The 21,679-nt window shown below is 49.6% G+C and carries 23 protein-coding genes; 11 read left to right on the top strand and 12 right to left on the bottom strand.

Annotation, left to right across the window (positions count from 1 at the left end; translation table 11 throughout):
* Positions 1–3: 3 nt before the first annotated feature.
* The 4 genes from CVU71_17090 to CVU71_17075 are packed head-to-tail and all read right to left on the bottom strand — an operon-like array spanning position 4 to position 4,020.
* Complete coding sequence (locus tag CVU71_17090) at positions 4–891, bottom strand: GTPase Era (GenBank protein ID PKN17246.1); 888 nt, start codon at positions 889–891, stop codon at positions 4–6.
* Between the two features lie 18 nt (positions 892–909).
* Positions 910–1,998, bottom strand: a complete 1,089-nt coding sequence (locus CVU71_17085) for a radical SAM protein (protein PKN17245.1) — start codon at positions 1,996–1,998, stop codon at positions 910–912.
* Positions 1,995–2,699 (bottom strand): ribonuclease III, encoded by a 705-nt coding sequence (gene rnc, locus CVU71_17080; GenBank protein PKN17244.1) that lies wholly within the window; start codon positions 2,697–2,699, stop codon positions 1,995–1,997. The genes CVU71_17085 and rnc overlap by 4 nt, the downstream gene beginning before the upstream one ends.
* Positions 2,692–4,020, bottom strand: coding sequence for a tRNA (N(6)-L-threonylcarbamoyladenosine(37)-C(2))-methylthiotransferase MtaB (locus CVU71_17075; GenBank protein ID PKN17243.1), 1,329 nt, complete (start codon positions 4,018–4,020; stop codon positions 2,692–2,694). The genes rnc and CVU71_17075 overlap by 8 nt, the downstream gene beginning before the upstream one ends.
* Before the next feature lie 151 nt (positions 4,021–4,171).
* Here CVU71_17075 and CVU71_17070 point away from each other — a divergent pair, with 151 nt between their 5' ends.
* Positions 4,172–4,522 carry a hypothetical protein gene (locus tag CVU71_17070; protein PKN17242.1) on the top strand — a complete coding sequence of 117 codons (351 nt, stop codon included), beginning with the start codon at positions 4,172–4,174 and terminating at the stop codon, positions 4,520–4,522.
* 6 nt (positions 4,523–4,528) lie between these two features.
* Here the strand turns inward: CVU71_17070 and CVU71_17065 are convergent, their stop codons facing one another.
* The 3 genes from CVU71_17065 to CVU71_17055 form a co-directional block, all read right to left on the bottom strand.
* Positions 4,529–6,049: a hypothetical protein gene (locus CVU71_17065; GenBank protein PKN17241.1), complete on the bottom strand. Its 1,521-nt coding sequence runs from the start codon at positions 6,047–6,049 to the stop codon at positions 4,529–4,531.
* Positions 6,050–6,271: 222 nt separating this feature from the next.
* Entirely contained in the window at positions 6,272–6,682 is a 411-nt protein-coding gene (locus CVU71_17060) for a (Fe-S)-binding protein (GenBank protein PKN17240.1), read from the bottom strand.
* Positions 6,683–6,925: 243 nt separating this feature from the next.
* On the bottom strand, positions 6,926–7,399 hold the full coding sequence (locus tag CVU71_17055) for a transcriptional regulator (protein ID PKN17239.1): 474 nt from the start codon (positions 7,397–7,399) through the stop codon (positions 6,926–6,928).
* 240 nt (positions 7,400–7,639) lie between these two features.
* On the opposite strand from CVU71_17055, the gene CVU71_17050 reads away from it, so the two are divergent.
* From CVU71_17050 to CVU71_17040, 3 genes are read left to right on the top strand one after another with little or no spacing between them, the layout of a single operon-like run.
* A complete protein-coding gene (locus tag CVU71_17050) occupies positions 7,640–7,930 on the top strand; it encodes a hypothetical protein (GenBank protein PKN17238.1) in 291 nt (96 codons plus the stop codon).
* Between the two features lie 16 nt (positions 7,931–7,946).
* Complete coding sequence (locus tag CVU71_17045; protein PKN17237.1) at positions 7,947–8,372, top strand: hypothetical protein; 426 nt, start codon at positions 7,947–7,949, stop codon at positions 8,370–8,372.
* Positions 8,373–8,401: 29 nt separating this feature from the next.
* On the top strand, positions 8,402–8,662 hold the full coding sequence (locus CVU71_17040; GenBank protein PKN17236.1) for a hypothetical protein: 261 nt from the start codon (positions 8,402–8,404) through the stop codon (positions 8,660–8,662).
* An 84-nt stretch (positions 8,663–8,746) separates the two neighbouring features.
* On the opposite strand, the gene CVU71_17035 is transcribed toward CVU71_17040, so the two are convergent.
* The 4 genes from CVU71_17035 to CVU71_17020 form a co-directional block, all read right to left on the bottom strand.
* Entirely contained in the window at positions 8,747–9,178 is a 432-nt protein-coding gene (locus tag CVU71_17035) for an enoyl-CoA hydratase (GenBank protein ID PKN17235.1), read from the bottom strand.
* Between the two features lie 121 nt (positions 9,179–9,299).
* Positions 9,300–10,355, bottom strand: coding sequence for a diguanylate cyclase (locus CVU71_17030; GenBank protein PKN17234.1), 1,056 nt, complete (start codon positions 10,353–10,355; stop codon positions 9,300–9,302).
* A gap of 17 nt (positions 10,356–10,372) precedes the next feature.
* Positions 10,373–11,680 carry a class III poly(R)-hydroxyalkanoic acid synthase subunit PhaC gene (locus CVU71_17025; GenBank protein ID PKN17233.1) on the bottom strand — a complete coding sequence of 436 codons (1,308 nt, stop codon included), beginning with the start codon at positions 11,678–11,680 and terminating at the stop codon, positions 10,373–10,375.
* Between the two features lie 57 nt (positions 11,681–11,737).
* On the bottom strand, positions 11,738–12,649 hold the full coding sequence (locus CVU71_17020; GenBank protein PKN17232.1) for a hypothetical protein: 912 nt from the start codon (positions 12,647–12,649) through the stop codon (positions 11,738–11,740).
* 315 nt (positions 12,650–12,964) lie between these two features.
* Between CVU71_17020 and CVU71_17015 the strand changes: the two genes are divergently transcribed.
* Positions 12,965–14,758, top strand: coding sequence for a hypothetical protein (locus CVU71_17015; GenBank protein PKN17231.1), 1,794 nt, complete (start codon positions 12,965–12,967; stop codon positions 14,756–14,758).
* Between the two features lie 212 nt (positions 14,759–14,970).
* Here CVU71_17015 and CVU71_17010 read toward each other — a convergent pair whose 3' ends face one another.
* On the bottom strand, positions 14,971–15,471 hold the full coding sequence (locus CVU71_17010; protein PKN17230.1) for an alpha/beta hydrolase: 501 nt from the start codon (positions 15,469–15,471) through the stop codon (positions 14,971–14,973).
* An 89-nt stretch (positions 15,472–15,560) separates the two neighbouring features.
* Between CVU71_17010 and CVU71_17005 the strand changes: the two genes are divergently transcribed.
* The 6 genes from CVU71_17005 to CVU71_16980 all read left to right on the top strand — a co-directional run bounded on the left by CVU71_17005 (position 15,561) and on the right by CVU71_16980 (position 21,674).
* Positions 15,561–16,787 (top strand): DUF1015 domain-containing protein, encoded by a 1,227-nt coding sequence (locus CVU71_17005; GenBank protein ID PKN17229.1) that lies wholly within the window; start codon positions 15,561–15,563, stop codon positions 16,785–16,787.
* A gap of 67 nt (positions 16,788–16,854) precedes the next feature.
* The gene (locus CVU71_17000; GenBank protein ID PKN17228.1) at positions 16,855–17,541 is read left to right on the top strand and encodes a hypothetical protein; all 687 of its coding nucleotides are present in this window, start codon (positions 16,855–16,857) and stop codon (positions 17,539–17,541) included.
* A 122-nt stretch (positions 17,542–17,663) separates the two neighbouring features.
* Positions 17,664–18,962 (top strand): C4-dicarboxylate ABC transporter substrate-binding protein, encoded by a 1,299-nt coding sequence (locus CVU71_16995; protein PKN17300.1) that lies wholly within the window; start codon positions 17,664–17,666, stop codon positions 18,960–18,962.
* Positions 18,963–19,189: 227 nt separating this feature from the next.
* Positions 19,190–19,504 (top strand): hypothetical protein, encoded by a 315-nt coding sequence (locus tag CVU71_16990; protein PKN17227.1) that lies wholly within the window; start codon positions 19,190–19,192, stop codon positions 19,502–19,504.
* 16 nt (positions 19,505–19,520) lie between these two features.
* On the top strand, positions 19,521–20,495 hold the full coding sequence (locus tag CVU71_16985; protein ID PKN17226.1) for a hydroxyacid dehydrogenase: 975 nt from the start codon (positions 19,521–19,523) through the stop codon (positions 20,493–20,495).
* A 39-nt stretch (positions 20,496–20,534) separates the two neighbouring features.
* Positions 20,535–21,674 carry an acyl-CoA dehydrogenase gene (locus tag CVU71_16980; GenBank protein ID PKN17225.1) on the top strand — a complete coding sequence of 380 codons (1,140 nt, stop codon included), beginning with the start codon at positions 20,535–20,537 and terminating at the stop codon, positions 21,672–21,674.
* Positions 21,675–21,679 lie beyond the last annotated feature (5 nt).

Genomic DNA, 21,679 nt, shown 5'->3' with positions numbered 1-21,679 from the left:
CCTCTATTTGATAAGTCCGAACTCACGTAACATTTTGTCGGAGCTGGTCCAGTCTTTCTTGACGCGTACAAACAATTCCAGAAAAACCTTCGCGCCGAAAAGTTTTTCCATCGCCAGCCGGGCCTGCGTCCCGATTTTTTTCAGCATGCCGCCCTGTTTGCCGATCATGATTGCTTTTTGCGAATCTTTTTCCACATGAATGGTGGCGCTGATGCGAATCAGATTTTTTTCTTCATCTTCCTTGAACGCGTCAATGGTTACAGCGGTTACGTACGGGATCTCCTGCGACGTCAGCAGCGTAATCTGCTCCCGGATAAACTCTCCGGCGATAAACCTTTCAGTGGCGTCAGTCGCTATATCGTCGGGGAACAGTTGCGGACCTTCCGGGAGAGCCTCTTTCAGGCAGGAAAGCAACTCGTCGATGCCGTTGCCTTTCAGTGCGGAGATCGGGAAAATGCCGGCGAAGTCATGAAGTTTGCTGTATTGATCGATCAGTGGCAGCAGCGCGGGTTTTTCAACCCGGTCGATCTTGTTGATGGCCAGAAACACCGGCGCCCTGGCCGGGGCGAGCGCTTCGATCAGAAAAAGATCGTGCGGGCCGATCGCGCTGTCCGCTTCGACGATCATGAGCAGAAGATCGGTGTCACCGATTGTATCCTGTGCCGCCTGAACCATGGCGCGGTTGAGCGGCGTTTTCGGTTTGTGCATTCCCGGCGTGTCCAGGAAGATCAACTGTGCGTCAGGTAAGTTCTTGATGCCTGTGATGCGGTTGCGCGTGGTTTGCGGTTTGTTGGCGACGATGGAAATTTTGTCGCCGACAATCGCGTTAAAAAAGGTTGATTTGCCCACATTCGGGCGTCCTAAAATGGCGATAAAGCCGGATTTAAACACAAGTATTCTCCAATGATTTTATGCGATTCCTGGAATATCGAGAGACAAAGATTCCTCTGTTTCGGTGTTCAGCGACAGGTGCCCAAGAAGGCCTTCGCGGACGGAGTCTATAACAATTCGTGCGTCAGGGTAAAGCTTTTTTATTGCGTCGACATTCTTATTGCCCGGGCCGCGAAAATTGGACAGGTCACGCTGGGCCACACTGAAGTGTAATACCCCGGTATGTTTCGGTACATCCCGCAGCAATCTCAGCGTATATGAAAAAAAGATTGCGGAATAGACCAGGCTGCCGAAAGCCGGATGCATCGGGCCTGCCGGCACAGCCCCCTCTTGATGCATTTCAGACGTCATTTGCAGGCCGAAACGGATGATATGGATGCCGGCTGGCGTCAGCGTCTCCCAGGCCAGATGACACCACTTCACCGCTTCGGTCAGGCTGAGCGGTTGATAGCGTCCGAGACGGTATTCATAGGCGAGCGGTGTGTCCTTAAAAACGAGCACCGGATGGATGCGTGCGGTATCTGGTCGAAGTTCAGCCGTACGCAGCAATGTTTCCATAAAGCTTTCGCGCGTGTCGCCGGGCAGGCCGGCCATCAGGTGCAGGCCTGCCTGGAAGCCGCGGGCCTTGAGCAATTGCATGGCCCGGATGGTGGCTTGCCCGTCATGACCTCGATTAGCGGTACGGAGAACGTCATCATTGAAGGATTGAGCGCCGATTTCAACGGTTCTGACGCCTGCGGCGTGTAAAAAAGCCAGGTGGTTGTCATCAATGTAGTCCGGTCTGGTGGAAATCCGGATGGAGTCTGCCTGCCCTGTTTGCAGATAAGTGTCGGCCCATGATAAGAGCCGCTTTTGATAGTCAATGGCCAGGCCGGTAAAATTGCCGCCGTAAAAGGCGATTTCCACGCGCCTGCGCTTGTCTTTGTTCCAGCGCAGATAGGAGGCGACTTCGGCGTCGAAGAAACTTCTGATAATTTCCGGAGCGAAATCTCCCGCGGCAATCTTTTCATTGCAGAAGATGCAGTGCTGCGGACACCCGCCGTTCATAATAAAGATCGGAATAATCAGTGGTTTCGCAGGATTTTGGACTTCAGCCGCTGCCTTCACTCATGCAGACTTTCCCAGGCTTTTTGCGCCGCCTGTTTTTGCGCGTCTTTTTTGTTTTTTCCCCGGCCGATTTGCCGGATATCGCCGCCTGCGACTACCTCCACTTCAAAGGTTTTGTCGTGATCAGGGCCGCTTGAGTCAAGGACGGTATAGAGCGGTGCGGATTTGTATTTCCTCTGACACAGTTCCTGTAAAGCTGTTTTATAATCGAAACATTGTAAATTCAGGGTTTCGTCATTCAAGAGAGGCTTCATAAGCTGCTTGAGGAAAGTTTTTGTTTTGCTGAAACCGGAATCGAGGTAAATTGCGGCAATGACCGCTTCGAGCGCGTTGGCCAGAAGGGATTCTTTGGCGCGCCCGCCGGAGTTTTCTTCACCTTTTCCCAAGAGCAGGCATTCTCCCAGATTAAGTTTTACGGCCAGATCCGCCAGCGGTTTTTCGTTGACCAGCAAAGAACGGATTTTGGAAAGGGTGCCTTCGTCGGAATCGGCATGCTTTTTCATCAGCAGGTCGCTGACGCAAAGCCCCAGAACCGCGTCACCCAGAAATTCGAGCCTTTCGTTATCGCTTGCGCCCGGCTGCGGATTTTCATTGATATAGGAACGGTGTGTCAGAGCGGTCGAAAGCAGATCGGGATTGCGGAAAACATAGTGCAGCTTTTCCTGAAGAGCGGTTAATCTTTTTTCTCTGTCTTTACTCATGAACAACCCTGCCTGTAAGTTTACCTTCCCGGTAATGTTCGATCCCGACCCCGACGATCTTATTTACTAAAGAAGAGGGGTGTTTGTCCAGTATTACCGGAAGATAGTTGTGTGAGAAACCTTTGGCGAGACCGGTTTTTTTGTCTTTGGTTTGTTCTACCAGCACCGGCAGAGTCTTTCCCAGAAACCGCAGGGCGAATGCTTCTCTTTTTTTTGCGCCCAGTTCCCGCAGGATTGCGGCGCGTTCTTTTTTAACTTTTTCCGGAACTTTGGGCTGGATGGCGAGCGCGGCGGTGCCGGGCCGTTCAGAATAGGGGAAGACGTGCAGATAAGCTAAGGGTAAATCGGATAGAAGCTGCAAGGTGTGGCCGAATTCCTTTTCCCCTTCACCGGGAAAACCGACCATGACGTCAATTCCAATGGCGACATCGGCTACCCGGCGAGCCACTTTCTCAATCAGCGAACGATAGAATGCCGTATCATAGCGGCGCTTCATCATTCTCAGAATGTCATCATCGCCGCTTTGCAATGGAATATGCAGGTGAGGGCAAAGATTTTCGTGCACGCCAAAAAGGTGAAGCAACTCGTCCGATATCTCGTTTGGTTCGATGGAACTGAGCCGGAATCTTGCCTTTGGATTCTGAGACAGCAACGTCGCAAGCGTCCGGGGCAGATCGGTTTCGGGCTGCAGGTCATGACCATAGTACCCCAGATGAATGCCGGTGAGCACAATTTCCTGATAGTCCTGCCGGGTAAAGTTTTGCGCGCCTTCGAGCAAATCAGGCACGGGCAGGCTGCGGCTTTTGCCGCGGGCGAAAGGCACGATGCAATAGCTGCAAAAGGCGTTGCAGCCGTCCTGAATCTTGAAAAATGCGCGGGTTCTTCCGGCAAGCCCGGGTGCCGGGGCGGAAAGAAATTGCTTTTGCAGCGCAATGTCACCGACAAGGATGCCCGGCGGGCCGGGGTCCGGATAATTCAGCAGTTCGACGATCCGATGCTTCTGATCATTGCCCACAACGCAGGTGACGCCGTCGATTTGAGACAGCATTCCGGCCTGTGTCTGTGCATAGCATCCGGTCACGATGACGCGGGCGCGGGGATTTAAACGCAGCGCCCTGCGGATGAGCTGACGCGCCTGAAAATCCGCAAAAGCCGTAACGCTGCATGTGTTGATGATATAGGCGTCGGCGACGGTATTAAAAGGCACCGTCGTAAAACCGGCAGATTGCAAATCAAGCGTCAGTGCCGCCGCGTCACACTGATTAACCTTGCAGCCTAAGGTGGCCAGACCGACATTCCTGATCGTTCCGTCGTTGTTCAATGGTGTTTGTTTCCTTTGTTAATTTTATTCCGGCGTTTTATCTATGAGGCAACTTGCTCTTTGTCAAGATAAACAAAAAATGGATTTTATGATAAAAATGAGTTAAATTATCAATTACAACTAGCAACAATAAGGGAAGGGAGCTTTCAACATGGAAACCATATCAGCTTATTTTACGGCGCATCCGACGGTTTTTACGCTGCTGACGATTTTTGCCGTTATCATGATTCTGTATTTTATTTTGAGTAAATTTGTTAAATTAGCGATCGTTCTTTTAATCGTCATTTTGCTGGTTGGCGGGGTTAATTTTTTCAAAGACCCGGCACCCATGTCCGACAAAATCAAGCAATCCGTCCAGACTTTCAAAACCGGCGGAGAGCAGGTGTGGGATAAGTTCAGCAGTTTATGGCGTGATACCAAAAACATAGCCGATAAAGCCAAAAAAGCACCGGGGGACATCAATAAATTGCTGGATACCGCAAAGAAAGACGCCGGCAAATAATATTGGCTATGTAATAAAAAGATCGTTGGTCGAAAAATTCGGATCGGTCGTCAGATTCACGCCCATTCTCCTCAGCCCCGCTTCATCGCCGGGTGTGGGAATGTGGGTCATGTGAACTTCGCAATTTTGCAATTCCTTTAATTTTTCCAGGGCCAGTTCCGCCGCCGGATTGGTTGTGGCGCTGATGGCAAGCGCGATGAGCGCTTCTTCCAGGTCAAGACTCACATTCTTTTCGTGCAGCATTTCAGTTTTCAGCCTGCGGATCGAATCCGTTATGTTGGCCGGCAGTAGTTTGATTTTTTCGGGAATATCCGCCAGATGTTTGATCGCGTGGATCACCACACTGGATGCCGCGTGCATCAAGGGGGAGTTGTTGCCCGTGATAATCGATCCGTCGGCAAGCTCGATGGCCGCGCCGCAGAAGATTCCTTCATTCCCCCTGTCGCGTTCCATTGCTTCCTCGGCTGCCCTGCGCGCAGGCATTACCACGCGTCTGTCCTCCGGTTTCAGATTGAAATCGCTGAGAAACAATTCAACGCGTTGCACCGTTTCCTTATCGGAAAATCCCATGGCATATTCGCAGCGGTAACGGAAATAACGGCGGATGATTTCCTGTTTGGCTGCTTCTTTTGTGACGTCGTCATTAATAATGGCAAATCCGGCGCGATTAACGCCCATATCGGTGGGAGACTTATAGAAGGACTCCTCGCCGGTGATTTTTTCCAGAATTCTCTTTAACACCGGAAAGACTTCCACATCACGATTGTAATTGACCCAGGCTTCGCCGTATGCCTCCAGATGCAGCGGATCGATCTGGTTGAAATCGCGAATATCGGCGGTGGCCGCTTCATAGGCGACGTTCACGGGATGTTTGAGCGGCAGATTCCAGATCGGAAAGGTTTCAAACTTGGCGTAGCCGGATTTGACGCCTCTTTTGTAGTCGTGATAAAGCTGGGAAAGGCAGGTCGCCAGCTTCCCGCTGCCCGGCCCCGGTCCCGTGACAATCACCAGTGGTTTCTCGGTGGGAATATGTTCGTTGGCGCCGTAGCCTTCATCGCTGACGATTAAATCCACATGGGTCGGGTACCCCTTTGTAAAGCGATGCGTGAAGACCCGGATACCGCGTCGTTCCAGCTTGTTTTTGAATAAAATGGCTGAAGGCTGATTCTCAAACCGGGTAATGACAACGCCCATTACATTAATATCCCAGCCCCGCAGATCATCAATCAGTTTCATTGCGTCCGAATCGTAAGTGATGCCGAAGTCCGCACGGATTTTTTTTCGTTCAATGTCGCCTGCATAGATGCAAAGTAATATATCCGCCCGGTCTTTCAGTTCTTTGATGAGACGCATTTTGACGTTGGGATCATAGCCGGGCAGTACCCGGGCTGCATGATAGTCATAGAGCAGCTTGCCGCCGAATTCCAGATAGAGTTTGTTGTTGAATTTTTCAACGCGTTTTAATATTGATTCAGTCTGCTGTGAGATGTATTTTTCATTATCGAATCCATTTTTGCCTGTTGCCATAAGAAGTTTCAGCGCCTCCCTGAGATTGGATGATGGTTTTAATTTTGTACGAAAATGTCTGCATAGATAACAAAGATGTATTTTAAAAATACATTTTTGCTTCATATATCAATTGAATAATTTTATCCAAAAGAAAATGGTCAAATCATTTGATAAATGAAATGTTGTCGATACGGACCAATGAAGACGGGAAAGGTCATCCGGTTAAAGATGTTGTTCTGATTACATTAAATTGATTTCCATGGCGCGCACGGGGCAGGCGGAAACACAAAGTTCGCAGCCGTTGCACTTTTCAGGATCAAACAAAACTTTTTGCGTCTGTTTTTCGAAGGATAAGGCGCCGGTCGGGCAAAACCCGGTGCAGGCGCCGCAATGAACGCACTTATCGCAATTCTGACTCACGCTTTTGGAAAGAGACTCAACTTTCAATCCCATTTCTTTTAGAAAATGGATGCCACGGTCGAAATCTTCTTTCTGCCCGGATAGTTCCAGTACGATCACGCCTTCGCGGCGTGGATAGATTCTTGCTTTAAGAATATTAAAGACCAGATTGTGTTTTTGAGACAAAAGATAAATGACCGGTTGCTGGACAACCTCCGGTGTATAGCGAATAACTATTTTTTTCGAGTACATAGCCTGAAAAGTGGAAACCTTCTAAATTTGCGGCATGTTAAGAAATGCACGGCATAATGTCAAGGCAATAATTGTGTCATGCGCATGAACTTGCATATTAATTCCCGCTGCTGCAAGACGTGCGTCAATTTATGACTCGACAATTTGCGGCAAGATGGTTGATCTGATTGCTTTGCAATCTATTGACGTACATTAGTATCCCGTTGTCTTGAACTAACATTTTCGTGCAAGCAGGCGCCGGGGTTATGACTTGTCTTCCTGTTGTTTTTTTTGCGCATCGGCGCCAAACAGATCAAAAAGAGGTTTGAATGGTGAAAGACCGGCCATGGCCTGTGGATCCATTTTGGGGTAATTTTCGCCATACTCGAGCCACTTTTTGAACTGGTCATCAGCCACATTGCGGAACAACAGATAATTACGAATCGTCTGCTCGAGATACTTTTCGAAGAAATCCGTGAGCACATTTTCACCATATTGAATAATCAGATAGAGCAGGGGAGGGGGTAAAAGAAATTTCTTTTTACGGGCCTCTTCTAAAACAATTTGCGTGAGAATGGCCGGGGTGACATCTTCGCCGGTTTTGGCGTCCGTTACCTGAATCTTCCGGCCATGACGGATGGTTTCTGTTACGTAATCCAGTGTAACGTAAATACTTTTTTCCGTATCGTAAAGTCTGCGGTTGGTGTATTTTTTGAGCAGCAGCGTGTTTTTATCCATTAGGGAATTCCTTTCCCTTTTCTTACGTAATTATAATGAATATTGCAACATAAAATAATTATCGGCATTGGTGTTGATGGTGAAAGTTTTTTAAGTATATGTAAATATTATGCTAAATAAATTTCGCCATAAATAATGCGACTAATAAGAAATATTGCACTGCAACAAAAATATTATTGACAAAGGAAGAATACTGATTATAATTAGCTTCAAGACAAAACAAAAAAGGGAGAATTCGTTATGGATAACAAAGAAATAACTAAGAAAATGATTGATGGACACAAGAAGGCATTTGAGACCGGGTTTAATTCGATGGTCATGTTGCAGGAGCACACATCCAAAGCGGTAGATAATTTACTGAAACAGTCCCCGTGGATTCCGGTTCAAACCAAGTCAATGATCACTGAATGGACCAGTATCTATAAGAAGGGTGCGATGGATTTCAAGGAAGCAGCGGATAAGAGTTATTCAAAACTGGAAGAGGTTTTAACGTCCAGTCTTGAAACAGTCAAAACAAAATCAAAAAATTAAATAAAGGGTGATGAACATGGATTCCACAATGATCAAACAAATTCTGGATTTCAACAAAAAGGCTTTTGACGACAGCTTTAACGCTGTCGTGACTGTTCAGGAGCATGCGGAAAAAATGGCGCGCATATTCTTTGAAAAGTCTTCGTTTTTCCCGGAAGAAGGTAAGAAAATTGTCGAGGACTGGGTTCATACCTACAGAAACGGGTTGGATGAATTCCGGACAAATGTAGACAGCCGGTTTGAGCTTGTTGAAAAATATCTTTTGTGCGCCGCGGATCAGATGGAATCGTCGTTCAACACCATTGTCAAACCAGCAGGGCAGTATGCAGCTGCCGATGATCAGCTGACGAAAAAGGTTGCTGCCGATCTTAATGCCGCCGCGAAGCGAAAGCCGCCGGTTAGGAAAGAAAAGATCAGCCGCAGGAAAACTGGCAAACAATAATAAACGATAAACTAAGCAAGGAGGAAATTATGGAACCCAAACAGATGGCAAAACAAATGGTGGATTTTAACAAAACAGCTTTTGATAATTCATTTGAAGCGATGGCCGTTATTCAGGATCAGACTGAAAAAATGGTGAACAGCATGATGCAGCAGACGGCTTTTTTCCCGGAAGAAGGCAAGAAACTGATCAATGACTGGATCAAAACCTACAAGAAGGGCCGTGAAGAATTCAAGGCCGCTGCGGATGAGAATTTCAAAAAAGTTGAAACGTTTTTTGCGCAAAAATAAAAACACAATAGAAAAGGCCGCCGCGAATAATCGCGGCGGCCTTTTCTATTTCAACGATATCGCGGATTTTTCGACAAACAGATCTTATGCTTTCGGCGCTTTGGGAGGGCTGACCAGCCCTTCGCCCTCCAGCACAACCACACCGTCCTGGTTGGTGCACGTGGTTTTCAAACGGACGCGGTTTTTTTCGGTGATTAATTCAATAACTTCTACCCGCGCCGTAATGGTATCGCCAATGCGCACCGGCGCCAGAAAACTCAACTCCTGTTTCATGTAAATGGTTCCGGGGCCGGGCAGCTGGTTGGCAATAATGGCCGAGATGAACCCCGCCGTGAGCATGCCGTGCGCGATGCGGGTTTTGAAAAAGGTGTTTTTTGCATAGGCCTCGTTGACATGCGCCGGATTGAAATCGCCGGTGATGCCCGCGTATAAATAAATATCCGTTTCAGTCACGGTTTTGGCAAATTCCGCTGTGTCTCCTACTTTAATCTGATCAATTCTTTTTCCAGCGATCATCGAAGAATTACCTCCTTTTAATTTAGAACAATGGCCGGTGACGTGAAAGTTTAAGAAATCCAGCACATCATTAAGATATCTGCCGTCGGCCGATATGACAGGATTATAATGAGACGCCGCACTAAAACCAGGATTTATGACTCCATATATTTTCTTTCAAATCCTTTATGTCATCCTGTATCACCATATACATGCAGGCATTGTTAATGGCCAGGCCGCCCTGGTAGGCCAAAGCCGTGACCAGCAGGATTTCATCTTCGGCGAATTCTCTTTGCCGTCCGCTGTATACGATGAGAACGCCGATGACATCCTCCTTGGATTTAATCGGAACATACAGCATGGAGACAATGCCTTCTTCTTCTTTTTCTTTCTTATACTGAATGCCCTTGTCCTCAAGCACGTTCTTAATGATGATGGTCTTGCCTTTCAGGGCTTCAGCCATGTTTTTATCTGCCACGATAGGCCCTTTATTCAGATATTTTTCGCTCAGTCCGAAACAGGCCACCCGTTTCAGGGTTCGTTTATCCTCATCCAGCAATTGAACGGCTGCCGCTTTAAGACGAAGTGATTTGACCAGATCATGTGTCATTGCCTGCAGGATGGTTTTAACATCCAGGCTTTCGGAAATGCTTGCGGCCAGTTTCAGGAAGGTACGGGATTGATGGCGCAGTCTCCGGATCAGGAGGGCATTTTCAATCTCCGAGCCGCCCTGTTCGGCCAGAATGGACAGAAAATCGATTTCATCTTTGCTGAATTTACGGATATCTTTGGTGTAGAGACTGAGAATGCCCAGCATCTTGCCTTTATCCATGACCGGCACGGACAGAATCGATCCGATGCCTTCCGCTTTTTTGGCCTCCCGGTTCGTCAGCCGCTTGTCCGTCGTCGCATCACGAAAATACATGTAGCCGTCTTCCAGCAGCTGCGGACTGATTTTGACGGCGTGTGCCGGCCCCGCGTGGATATATTTTTCGGAAAGACCGACCTGCGCCACTGCTTTGTTGTGAATAGAACCTTCTGAATTTTCATCCATCACAAAGATGACGGCTGCCTTGGCTTTCAAGGTATCTACCGCCGCGGACACAATCAGGTGCCCGATTTTGGTATGGTCCTCCGTTGCGCTGATGTCTCTGCTGAGCTTGCTCAAGGCGCGAAAATATTTTTCTTCAGTTGACATAATCCCCTCTCCCTTTTTTATATGGCTTCAGCGATTTTTTGAATAAGTGATATCTTGCCCTTTCCCGGTGTTGACGGATGTATATTTTTTGGTTTGCCTGACTCTTTCTTCCTTACGCCGGTTTGTTTGACAGGGGCTTTTTTCTTCGCGGCCGGACTTTTCAGTTTAGCATCAACTTTAACCGGTGGCGCTTTCTTGATAATTGCCTGTTGTTCAGTTTTCTCCGGAGCAGTTGTTTCCGTCTGATCACGTTCTTTAAGCCACCGGACAATTTTCGGGGCAAACTGTCTCTGAAATCTGGAGCTGACATAGATGCCGATGTGCCCGGTTTCCAGACAAACATCTTCCGTATCCTTGCTTCCAACGGCGCCGGTCAGCTGATTACAGGCCTGAGGGGGCACCAGATGGTCGTATTCGCCGAAAAAATTGAGCAGCGGCATGGTCAATTTCTTTAAATCCACCGGCTCGCCTCCCAGCAGCAGCTTGCTTTGGATCAGCAGATTGTTTTTGTAGCAGTCGTCCACGAACTGGCGAAACGTTTCTCCGGGAACGTCGGGACTGTCGAAAATCCAGCGCTCCATGCGCACGAAATTTTCCACAAAGTCCTTATTGTCCATGTTTTCCATGAAACCGACATATTTATCGATCATCAGACGCGCGGGATTCAAAAGGAGAAACCCGAAATTCATCAGATCTCCGGGAATATTGCCGAATGTTCGAATCATCCGGTCCGTGTCGATGTTTTTCATCCAGACATGCAAAAGGCCTTTGTCCGTATCGAAACTGGACGGCGTAACGGTGGTGATTAAGTTTTTAATCTTTTCCGGATGCTGGGCGGCGTACATGACGCAAAATGTTCCGCCCATGCAAATGCCCATCAGATTAATTTGGGGGACATTGTGTTTATTTCGGATGAAATCAATGACATTATTCATATAGCCGTTGACATGATCGTCAATGGTCAGGAAGCGATCCTTGCGTTTGGGATATCCCCAGTCCACCATATATAAATCGATGCCACCCTCCAGAAAGGTTTTGACGACACTTCGATCCGGCTGCAAATCCAGCATGGTTTCCCGGTTGATCAGAGCGTAAACCACCAGCAGGGGGACTTTTAACTTGTTGTCCGCGTTTTCATTGCGCGAGTAATGCTTCACCTTGACCCGGTCTTCTTCATACACAATTTCATAGGGCGTCGAGCCAAGTTCATAGTTGAGTTCGCCCAGTAACACGTCGGATGCCTTGGAAACGCGCTTTTGCGTTTTCTCCGCGTCTTCGGCCATTCGCTCCATGATCAGGTCGATAGGAATTTTTGTTGAATTCATAAAAATATTTCCTCGCGAAAATCTTCGGTCACCATCCGCCCGCGGCGGGATGGACGGCTACTTTGCGACCTTCAGGTTATTGGGTGAAATATCGAGCTGCTTTTCCAGCTCTTTAACTCTTTTTTTGAGAAGGTGGAATTCCTCGTACAGATCATCCATGTCTTTGTGCGTTACAACAGGCATCAGTTGGAGTAAATCGTTCATGGCTTCATTTCTGGCAATGATGAAATCTTCCAGTTTGTTGAGCGTCCGGTGCAGCACGTCGGTATATTCTTCGGATTTGAACAGATTCATGTAGTGGCCTTCCAGAATCTTCAGCCACATCCCGTAACTTTCTTTCGCGTCTTTGGGCAGATGGCCTTCCTCCGCCATCTGCTGGAGCTTTTCCTGAAGCACCTTGAAAGATTTTTCCATCGGCAGGTACAGGATGGAAAGAAACTCGGCCAGCGTGGTTTCAAAGAGATTGTGCTTATCCAGCATTTCATTGAAACGTTCGGAGTAATAACGGGTCAGTCCCAGCGGCGGAATTTTCAGGTATTGCCTCAGCTCTTTTTCATAGACATCCGTCAGGGCCCTGAAAACTTCCTGATCCAGATTGTCGAAATTATAAGCTTCCGTGCGCTTGCCGATCTTACCCGCCTTTTCCATTAAATGGTTTTGTATTTGCATGGCGGCATCAAAGCCGGATCTGGCCATTTTCAGGAGAATTTCCGGCAGCGCGCTGACAGAGCTGGCGGCCGCTGAGACGGATTCCGGCTCGCTCATTATCCGGGAAAAAGATTTGAGCAGATTCAAATTGGTTTCCAACTGCTGCGTGAAACGGTTTTGTACGGCGGTCTGTGTTTTAAGCGTAGTATCCGAATTAGGCGGCATTGTTTTCGCCATATTGAGCCACATATCTGTGACGGCCTTCAGCCACGGAAACACCGAAGTATCATTGAAAGAGAATTGTTTACCTTCGTCAGCCATGGTTACCTCATTTGATCAATAATGTCGGAAAAAAATTTGAATAACAAAAACTAATAAGAAAACAACAAACATTGATAATAAATGAACTACCGGCTTGAAAATCAAGGGATGTACATTATATTTATATAATCAATCTCGAGATCCGAAACCGGTGCTTATTTGTTATTAAACTGTTGTAATTTTTAATATAGATTAAGACATTTGTCAATGTATTTCGGATGCTTCCATGCGGAGGCCGTTGGGGATTGTCCGGGAAAAAAATTGGCGTTAAAATGAAAGGAAAAATTATCCGGACTGCATGATTCAGGGGGATGCATGAAACAGGAAAAAGATACCGGGGTGGAAAAGTTAACACCTGACGAATTATTAAATGTAATTGGCGTATCGCCCGCCGATAACGAGGAAAACATGAACACGGCGCTGCCGTGGAAAAGCAAAATGGTTGGCGCTGAGGTCAGAGGCTTATTCGGTTATCAGAGAATTCTGGATTCCATCAGCAAGGATGTTAATGTGTTCGGGCCCTGGGCCATAGCTGCCGCTTGGCAAAGCGCGCTCCTTGATACGATATTGCGGCCCATCAGGGCCAGCGCCCGCCTGGCCGTTGGCGCCTCCAGAAATCCGGACGCGATCGCGGATATGAACGGCTGGATATATAAAAGCTATTCCCGGCTGCTTTACACCTTAACCGGTTTCTTTATTAAAGACGGCAAATTCAACCGTGAAAAGGCGCGGATGATCTGCACAACGGCAAAAGGCAAGGAGTACTTGAAAAACTATCTGGAAGAGTTTGCCCAACTCGAGCATGAATACAGCAACATCGGGCTGACGCGCCTCAAGGCAATGAAAGAACTCTTAAAGTGCCTGCTGGTTTTGATTACGGAAAAACCTTTTGCCAATGGTTATCTGCCCTTTGCCAAAACCAACCCTGATGAAACCCTGATGACGTCTTTCGAGGACTATCTTATTGAAAACCATCGGCGCATGGAGAATCTCTACACGGAAAACGCTTTTGACATCAAAGAATATTCCGAAAGAGCAACAGCAGGCCGGATCGGTTGTTCCGCTTATGAATATGTGGAGGGGTCAAAAGTCCACCGGGTGAGCCTGCGTTATTATCCGGTTCCGCGGGGGAGCAAGCCAAACGGCAAAATTATCTATATGGCAACCCCGCTCATCAACAAACCGGAACTGTTCGATCTGACGTCCGGCAAATCCGTTGTCGAAGCTCTGCTCAAAAAAGGCTACATCATTTATCTGGTTGATCACGGCGATCCGGGCTGGGAAGAAACGGAGCTGGGGCTGGATTTTTACGGGAAAACCATTCCCGATCTTTACATTGATATGATTAAAAAGCGTCATCCCGAAAATGAAATCTATATCATGGCTTATTGTATGGGCGGCACGCTCATTTTGCCTTATCTGGCCAGACGGGCCGAAGAGCGGCTGGCTTCCGGTAAAAAGATGGACATCAAAAAAATCGCCCTGATGGCCTCACCGACCAAGTTTGATGATGAAGACAGCGGGCACGGCCCGATTCGAAAACTGATCCGCCGCGATTACGATCCCGATCTGATGAAAGAACTTTTCGGCGCCGTCAATATCCCGCCGCAGGTGATTGAAGCGGGGATGAATGAAATTCAGCCCGGTGTTCAATACACGGTTGTTCTGGGTTTTTACGGCCGCGCCGAAATCAGGCAATCGATAGAAGAAGCGGCGCCGTTCCTTTACTGGTTGACGCACGGGACCAAATTTCCCGTTACCGCTCATATTCAGTGGATACAGAATATATTTCTCGGCAACCAGATTTATGAAGGGACTTATTGTCTTCCCTCCGCCAATCCCAAGTTTGACGGCAAGCCGGTGAATATGAACATTCTGAAAAAGGCGGGTGTGGCCATTTTTGATTACAAGGGGTCGAGAGATCCCATTGCACCGGCGGGGTCCTGCGTGGCCGGCGCGACATGGGGGCTAGTGGATAAAGGCAATGTCCATTTTCTAAGCGAGCAGCTCAACCGGACGATTGAAAAAAACATCGGCCATATTTTTGTCGTCAGCCGCAAACTGCTGGCGGAATATCTGGAGTTGGTCGAGGATTTTTACCAAGACTGACAGAGTCCCCTTTTTTACCACCTGATACCCTAATCACCTGAAGGTGACGAGAGGGCACGCGAGAGGGGAATTTAGAGGGATTTGAGCCAGAGCTCAAGTTAGCCCCCCTTTTCTTAAGGGGGATTTTATCTCTTCAAATCCTCCCCAACCCTCCTTTATTAAGGCGGGAGCTTACACAAATGAGAGCATGATTAGTGGGACTTACAGACCCGTTATTTTTCTTCCAGAAGTTCTTTCCAGGGAATTGTCGGGAAGACTTTATTTAACGGATGCTCGTCATCCACCAGGTGATGCTCCAGGCGGGCGAATGTTTTTTCAGCGATCTTTTTGACGTCATCAGGATTGACAACCTTATCCCGCGTGCCATGGTAAATGATCACCGGGATTTGCAGCTTTTCTTTAGCGGCGTTTTCAAAACCTTCCAAGATCAGCGCGGGAGCAATCAGGATCAATTTTTTCACCCTCGGTTCCTCATCGAGCGCGAAGCGGGCCGCCATCAGGCCGCCAAAACTGGACCCCACAATAATCAGTTGGTCTTTGCCGCTGAGAATCTTTTTGAGCTTAATCATCCGGGTTTCAAAATCGCCCGCGTAATCTTCAATGATCATCTGCGGAAAGGACTTTCGAAAAAACTGCGCCTTGTTTCCCTGCGATGTACTTTCCAGACCATGAATAAAAACAAGTGTGTTCCCCATTATTTTACCCTCTGACATTGTTCGTAGACATCATTAATTTGATATTGCCCGGATTATGCCATTGTGTTACACCTTGCGCAACATTATTTTCAAACAGGAGATGAAACATGGCTTTGGTATTACCTTTTAAAGCGGTTCGCCCGCAGGTGAAGTATGCGGCACAGGTAGCAGCGCTGCCGTACGATGTGATGACACGGGAAGAAGGACAAAAAGCGGTGGCAGGCCATCCGTTGAGTTTTATGCACGTGGAAAAATCAGAAATCGATGTACCGGACGGAACGCGTCCGGACGATGCCATAATTTATGAGACCGCAAAGAAAAACTTCAGTAAATTGAGGGAAGACGGCATCCTGAAGCAGGATGAATCGCCCTGTTATTATGTCTATCGTCAGCAGATGGGGGCTCAGGTGCAGACGGGCATCGTCGGCGTAATGAGCGCCGCGGAATATGACGAAGGAAAGATCAAGAAGCACGAGCTGACCAGGCAGGACAAGGAAGATGACCGCATCCGCCACGTGGACAACGTCAACGCGCAGACCGGCCCCGTGTTCATTAGCTACATGGCGCGTCCCGGCATCAACGCGCTTACGGAAAAGATTGTGAAAGGCAAGCCGGAATATGATTTTACCGCCGAAGACGGCGTGATCCATACCGCCTGGGTCGTGGCGGATTCCGCGCAGATTGAAGAACTCCGTAAAGAATTTGCAGAGGTTGACGCGCTGTATATCGCCGACGGGCATCACCGAGCCGCCGCAGCCGCCACCGTCGCGCGCAAGCGCCGCAAGGACGGTCAGGTGCAGGAATCGGACCGGGTGCTTGCCGTGTTTTTCCCGCACAATCAATTAAAGGTCATGGACTACAACCGCGCGGTGAAAGACCTGCAGGGCCTCACCGCCGAACAGTTTCTGGAGAAGATCAGCGCCAAATTCACCGTGACGAAAAACTTTGCCGCAAAATCACCCGGGCGTCTGCATGATTTCGGCATGTATCTGGGCGGCGCGTGGTATTGCATCACGATCAAAGAAGGGGTCTACAACGCCAAAGATCCGGTGGCCAGCCTGGACGCGGCCATTTTGCAGGAACACCTGCTGGCGCCTGTTCTGGGCATTTCCGATCCGCGCACCGACGACCGCATTAAATTCATCGGCGGCATCCGGGGCATGGCGGAGCTGGAAAAGCTGGTGAATCAGGACGGCTTTGCCGTCGCCTTTTCGCTGTATGCCACCACCATGGAGCAGATTATGAATGTGGCCGACGCCGGCGCGATTATGCCGCCCAAGTCCACCTGGTTTGAACCCAAGCTGCGCAGCGGTTTGTTTGTTCATACCCTTTAGGGCACGTGCGACATTCCGGTTGCCGATGCCCATTGCGGTGTTCGCACTTTATCATAAGGAGGTTATCATGAAAAAAGTCCGATCGAATGGTTTGATATTTCTTGTCCTGATAATGGCTTTAGGTCTTTCCGGCTGCGCCAATACCAGGATTTACTCCATTAATATGGATTATAACGCCCAAAAGGCTGTTATCCCGGCTTACCTGAAACCGGATCAAAAAGCTTTGCAGTCCATCATCGGACTGGCCGAATTCAACGATGTGCGGAAGATAGCCGATCCGCTGGTGATCGGGCGCGTCATTGAAAAGAGCGGTGAGAATGTGTTGATTCTGCCTAAATACACAAAGCCGGCAAGGGCCGTCGCGGAAGGGGTAAGGCAGTATTTGAGAAAGGCGGGATATAATGTGTCCGGAGTCGGCCCGCAGTGGGATCTGCAGGAAGAAACCATGCCGCAGATGACGAACAGCAAAATTCTGATCGGCGGCGCCATTGAAGAGATGGATATCAACTGCCGCAGGGATTTTCCTTCCAATATCTACAAGACAAAAATGAAACTGACCATTTATATCGCGGATATGGCCAATAAAAAAATACTGCATCATGCCAATGTGGAAGCCACCACGTCGCTGGAACATATTTCTTTTTCGGAAGAGCGGCTGGGAGAACAGGCCAGCGTTGCGCTGGGCGACGCGATAGAAAAAATGCTGTCCAAGCGGGAGGTCGCGCAAAAAATCCGGGAAGCCCTCGACCGGTAGGATTTGATCGGATACAAGGCTTTTCCTTCACGTAGAGATATCCATTAACGTTTTCTTGATGAGGGGTAAATGTCATGAGTACAGACAGAAAAACCGGATTCAATAAAATTCTTTCCGTGTTCATGGATTATTTCGGTATGGGCCGCGCGGCATCCATCGTGGCCATGATCGTTGTCATTCTGGTCATTATCTTTGCCTGTTTCTGGTTCTTCCATTCCGCTCCGCCTAAGACGATTACAATCACCAGCGGGGAGAAAGGCAGCGCCTATTACAGCGTTGCCGAAAAATACGCCAAAATCCTCGCCCGCGACGGCGTAAAGCTGGTCATTTTACCCTCGGCCGGTTCCGTGGAAAACCTTCAGCGTCTGACCGATCGCACGTTTAAGGTGGATATCGGATTTGTACAGGCCGGTCTGGCCAAAGGACAAAATGTTGAAAATCTGGTTTCGCTGGGCAGCGTTTCTTATCAACCGCTTTTGATTTTTCATCGTCTGGGACAGCCTGTAGAGGTGTTGTCGCAGCTTGCAGGCAGGAGGATTGCCATAGGCCGTGAGGGCAGCGGGACGCGCAAGCTGGCCCTGGCCCTGCTTTCCGTAAACGGCATCGAGCCCGGCGGCGGCGCCGCGTTTTTGGATGCGGAGGGAGAAGAAGCAGCAGCCGCGCTGCTTGCCGGAAAAGCAGATGCCATTTTCCTCATGGCGGATTCCGCCTCATCGCAAACCATGCGCACATTGCTTAAGGCACCGGGCATTGGTCTGGTCAATTTTACTCAGGCCGACGCCTACGTTCGCCGGATCGGCTACCTCAATAAACTGACGATGCCGAAAGGCGCGATGGATTTCGGGAAAAATATTCCGACGCAGAACATAACGCTGGTTTGTCCCACCGTCGAACTGATCGCCCGGGATAATCTGCATCCGGCCTTGACCGATCTGCTTTTGGCTGCCGCAGTGGAAATACACGGCCGCGCCGCGCTTTTTCAGAATCGCGGCGACTTTCCCGTGGCCCTGGAAAACGAATTTAAAATCAGCGGCGACGCCAAACGCTTTTACAAATCCGGCAAAAGTTTCTTCTACCGCTATCTGCCGTTCTGGCTGGCCAGCCTGATCAACCGGATCCTGGTGGTGTTTGTGCCGCTGATCATCATTCTGATTCCCGGATTGAAAAGCATTCCCGCGCTTTTCCGCTGGCGCATGAGCCTGCGCATTAACCGGTGGTATCGGCTGCTCTTGCTGGTTGAACAGGACGCGGGCAACAAGGACAGGCCCCGGGATATCGGTGAACTGATCCGGAGGCTCGATGAAATCGAATCCGAAGTCAATCAAATGAAAGTGCCCGCCTCCTACGGCGACCAGTTCTACGTATTGCGCACACACATTAATTTTGTCCGAACCAAGCTTCAAAATACAATGCTGAATTGATTCATGCAGGAAACATAATGTTCATGCTCGGTTTTCCCCCTTTTCTAACCACCTAATACCCTGAAGGGCACGCGAGGTGGCGCGAGGGTGATTTAGGGGGCTTTTATCTCTTCAAATCCACCCCAACCCTCCTTTAGAAAGGAGGGAGTTTATCGCTGAAGCGAGACTCTTCCCTCTTTATGACCTGATTACCTGAATGTCACATGAGGGTGTGCGTCGCGTGAGCGATGAGGAAGTTTCTCATGAGCAAGTTTATTGAAAAGGTCAAACAGGAAATAGCCTATTACCGCGCGTTGATCGCACATCCGGACACACCCCGGGCTGCGCGGTGGCTGATCGGCGGCGCCCTGGCTTATTTGCTGTCGCCGGTTGACCTGATTCCGGACTGGATTCCCGTTCTCGGGTATCTGGACGATCTGGTGATTGTTCCGGGTTTAATCTATGGGGCGTTAATGATCATCCCGCCGGCCGTTAAACAGGAATGCCGGGAATCGACGACACGGAGCGCACCGGACGGGAATCATCCATCAAGCAAGAAGTAAACCGAGGAGAAGCCGCATGAAAATAATCAACACCGCGCCCATGTCCGATGCCACTTTGAAGAGCATGATTGAAAGTAAAGCTGAGGGATTATCGTTTACCGTTGTGGAAGCCCATAGAATGCCGGAACACAAACTGGCGGAATGGGTGGCCGATGCCGACATCGTTCTGGGCGACTATACGGGCGCAACGCCTATTACCCGCCGGATTGTTCAGGCGGCGAAAAACCTCAAACTGATTCAGCAGCCCAGCGTAGGTTACAATCATATTGATGTTGCGGCCTGCACGGAGTTTGGCATCCCCGTGGCCAACACACCCGGCGCCAACGATATCGGTGTTGCCGAACATACCATCATGCTGGCTATGGCCTGTCTGAAGAATCTGACATTTTACAATGCCAAAACTCATCAGGGGGAATGGCTTTTCATGCACGCGCAAAAAACGGGCATCTTTGAACTTCACGGCAAAACTTACGGATTGCTGGGCATGGGGCGCACCGCGCGCGCCGTGGCCGCAAGGCTTGTTCCTTTTGGCGTCAGGCTGCTGTATTATGATATTGCGCGTCTCAGCGCGGAAGATGAAAAGAAATATCAGGCCGTCTACGCGTCCCTGGAAGAAATCATGAAAACGGCGGACGTGGTCAGCATCCACCTGCCGCTGACGGAGACGACCGCCAATATCATCGACGTTCAAAAACTGAAGCTGATGAAACCCACGGCAATTCTGATCAACGTGGGGCGCGGCGCGCTGGTGGATGAAACCGCTCTGGCCGACGCGCTCCTGGCCGGTGAAATTGCCATGGCCGCCGTGGATGTCTTTGTCGAGGAACCGCCGCCTCAAAATCACCCGCTCTTTGGGTTGGAAAACGCCATTCTCACACCGCATCTGGCCGGCTCCACCCGCGAGTCCGGCGGCCGCATCGTCAACATGGCGATGGAGAACATGATCCGCGTTATGAAGGGCGAAAAGCCTCTCTGGGTGTTGAATCTTTAGCAAGAATAAAAATAATCATAAACAGAAAGGATCGAAACCATGATTGATTTCAGTTTAACCGACGAACAAAAAGCATTGCAGGATCTGGCCCGGAAATTTGCCAAAAAAGAGATTATTCCCATCGCGCTTCAGTATGATAAGGAGGCGTTTGTTCCGGACGCCATCTTAAAAAAAGCGCACGCAGCGGGGCTTATGAACCTGACCACGCCGCAAGCATACGGCGGCCACGGCATGAAGCTTCTGGAGGCGGCGCTGATTACCGAAGAGCTCAATGCAGGCTGCGCGGGCATCGGCGGCATGATCACCATTAATTCGCTGGCCTGCGGTCCCATCCTGATCGGCGGCACGGACGAACAGAAAAAACGTTTCCTGATACCGCTTTGCGAATCGGGGAAAACCGCCTCTTTCGGACTGACCGAGCGTGAAGCGGGCTCCGACGCCGCGGGCGTCAAAACCAAAGCCGTCCGCAAGGGTGACGAATATGTCCTGAACGGTCAGAAATGTTTCATCACCAATGCCAGTTTTGCGGCCCTCTATACGATTTTTGCCACCACCGATCCCGGGAAGGGCACCAAGGGCATCACCGCGTTTGTGGTTCCGCGCGAGACGCCGGGTGTTTCCATCGGCAAGGTGGAGGATAAAATGGGACAAAGAGCGTTGGACGTGGCCGAAGTCAATCTGGACGACGTGGTCATTCCCGCGGCCAACGTTCTGGGCGCGGAAGGGCAGGGATTCAAAATCGCCATGGAAACCCTTAATGAAGGCCGCATCAACATCGCCACGACGGCTCTGGGCATTGCTCGGGCCGCCTTTGAGGCTTCTTTGGCCTACGCCAAACAGCGGGTGCAGTTCGGTAAGCCGATCGGCACTTTCCAGTCCATCAATTTTATGCTGGCCGATATGGCGGCGGCTGTTGACGCCTCAAGGCTGTTGACCTGGTATGCCGCGTCGCGCGCGGATCAGGGGCTGCCTTTTGCCCGGGAAGCGGCGCAGGCCAAGTTATTTGCCTCCGATACGGCCATGTCTTTAACCACCGATGCCGTTCAGATCCACGGCGGATACGGATATACCAAGGAATACATGGTGGAAAAACTGATGCGCGACGCCAAGCTCACCCAGATTTATGAAGGCACCAACCAGGTCAACCGCATTGTCGCCGGCGGCGCCCTGATGCGCTGATCCCG

The sequence above is a fragment of the Deltaproteobacteria bacterium HGW-Deltaproteobacteria-6 genome (assembly GCA_002840435.1).
In the GTDB taxonomy this organism is placed as follows: Bacteria; Desulfobacterota; Syntrophia; order Syntrophales; family Smithellaceae; genus UBA8904.
The sequence above is the reverse complement of the archived record's forward strand: the minus strand, read 5'-3'. Positions and strand labels throughout refer to the sequence as shown.

Coding starts and splice junctions, on each gene's coding strand:
- rnc (PKN17244.1), bottom strand. CDS start 2,699: ATGAGTAAAGACAGAGAAAAAAGATTAACCGCTCTTCAGGAAAAGCTG.
- CVU71_17070 (PKN17242.1), top strand. CDS start 4,172: ATGGAAACCATATCAGCTTATTTTACGGCGCATCCGACGGTTTTTACG.
- CVU71_17065 (PKN17241.1), bottom strand. CDS start 6,049: ATGGCAACAGGCAAAAATGGATTCGATAATGAAAAATACATCTCACAG.
- CVU71_17060 (PKN17240.1), bottom strand. CDS start 6,682: ATGTACTCGAAAAAAATAGTTATTCGCTATACACCGGAGGTTGTCCAG.
- CVU71_17055 (PKN17239.1), bottom strand. CDS start 7,399: ATGGATAAAAACACGCTGCTGCTCAAAAAATACACCAACCGCAGACTT.
- CVU71_17050 (PKN17238.1), top strand. CDS start 7,640: ATGGATAACAAAGAAATAACTAAGAAAATGATTGATGGACACAAGAAG.
- CVU71_17045 (PKN17237.1), top strand. CDS start 7,947: ATGGATTCCACAATGATCAAACAAATTCTGGATTTCAACAAAAAGGCT.
- CVU71_17040 (PKN17236.1), top strand. CDS start 8,402: ATGGAACCCAAACAGATGGCAAAACAAATGGTGGATTTTAACAAAACA.
- CVU71_17035 (PKN17235.1), bottom strand. CDS start 9,178: ATGATCGCTGGAAAAAGAATTGATCAGATTAAAGTAGGAGACACAGCG.
- CVU71_17030 (PKN17234.1), bottom strand. CDS start 10,355: ATGTCAACTGAAGAAAAATATTTTCGCGCCTTGAGCAAGCTCAGCAGA.
- CVU71_17025 (PKN17233.1), bottom strand. CDS start 11,680: ATGAATTCAACAAAAATTCCTATCGACCTGATCATGGAGCGAATGGCC.
- CVU71_17020 (PKN17232.1), bottom strand. CDS start 12,649: ATGGCTGACGAAGGTAAACAATTCTCTTTCAATGATACTTCGGTGTTT.
- CVU71_17015 (PKN17231.1), top strand. CDS start 12,965: ATGAAACAGGAAAAAGATACCGGGGTGGAAAAGTTAACACCTGACGAA.
- CVU71_17010 (PKN17230.1), bottom strand. CDS start 15,471: ATGTCAGAGGGTAAAATAATGGGGAACACACTTGTTTTTATTCATGGT.
- CVU71_17005 (PKN17229.1), top strand. CDS start 15,561: ATGGCTTTGGTATTACCTTTTAAAGCGGTTCGCCCGCAGGTGAAGTAT.
- CVU71_17000 (PKN17228.1), top strand. CDS start 16,855: ATGAAAAAAGTCCGATCGAATGGTTTGATATTTCTTGTCCTGATAATG.
- CVU71_16995 (PKN17300.1), top strand. CDS start 17,664: ATGGATTATTTCGGTATGGGCCGCGCGGCATCCATCGTGGCCATGATC.
- CVU71_16990 (PKN17227.1), top strand. CDS start 19,190: ATGAGGAAGTTTCTCATGAGCAAGTTTATTGAAAAGGTCAAACAGGAA.
- CVU71_16985 (PKN17226.1), top strand. CDS start 19,521: ATGAAAATAATCAACACCGCGCCCATGTCCGATGCCACTTTGAAGAGC.
- CVU71_16980 (PKN17225.1), top strand. CDS start 20,535: ATGATTGATTTCAGTTTAACCGACGAACAAAAAGCATTGCAGGATCTG.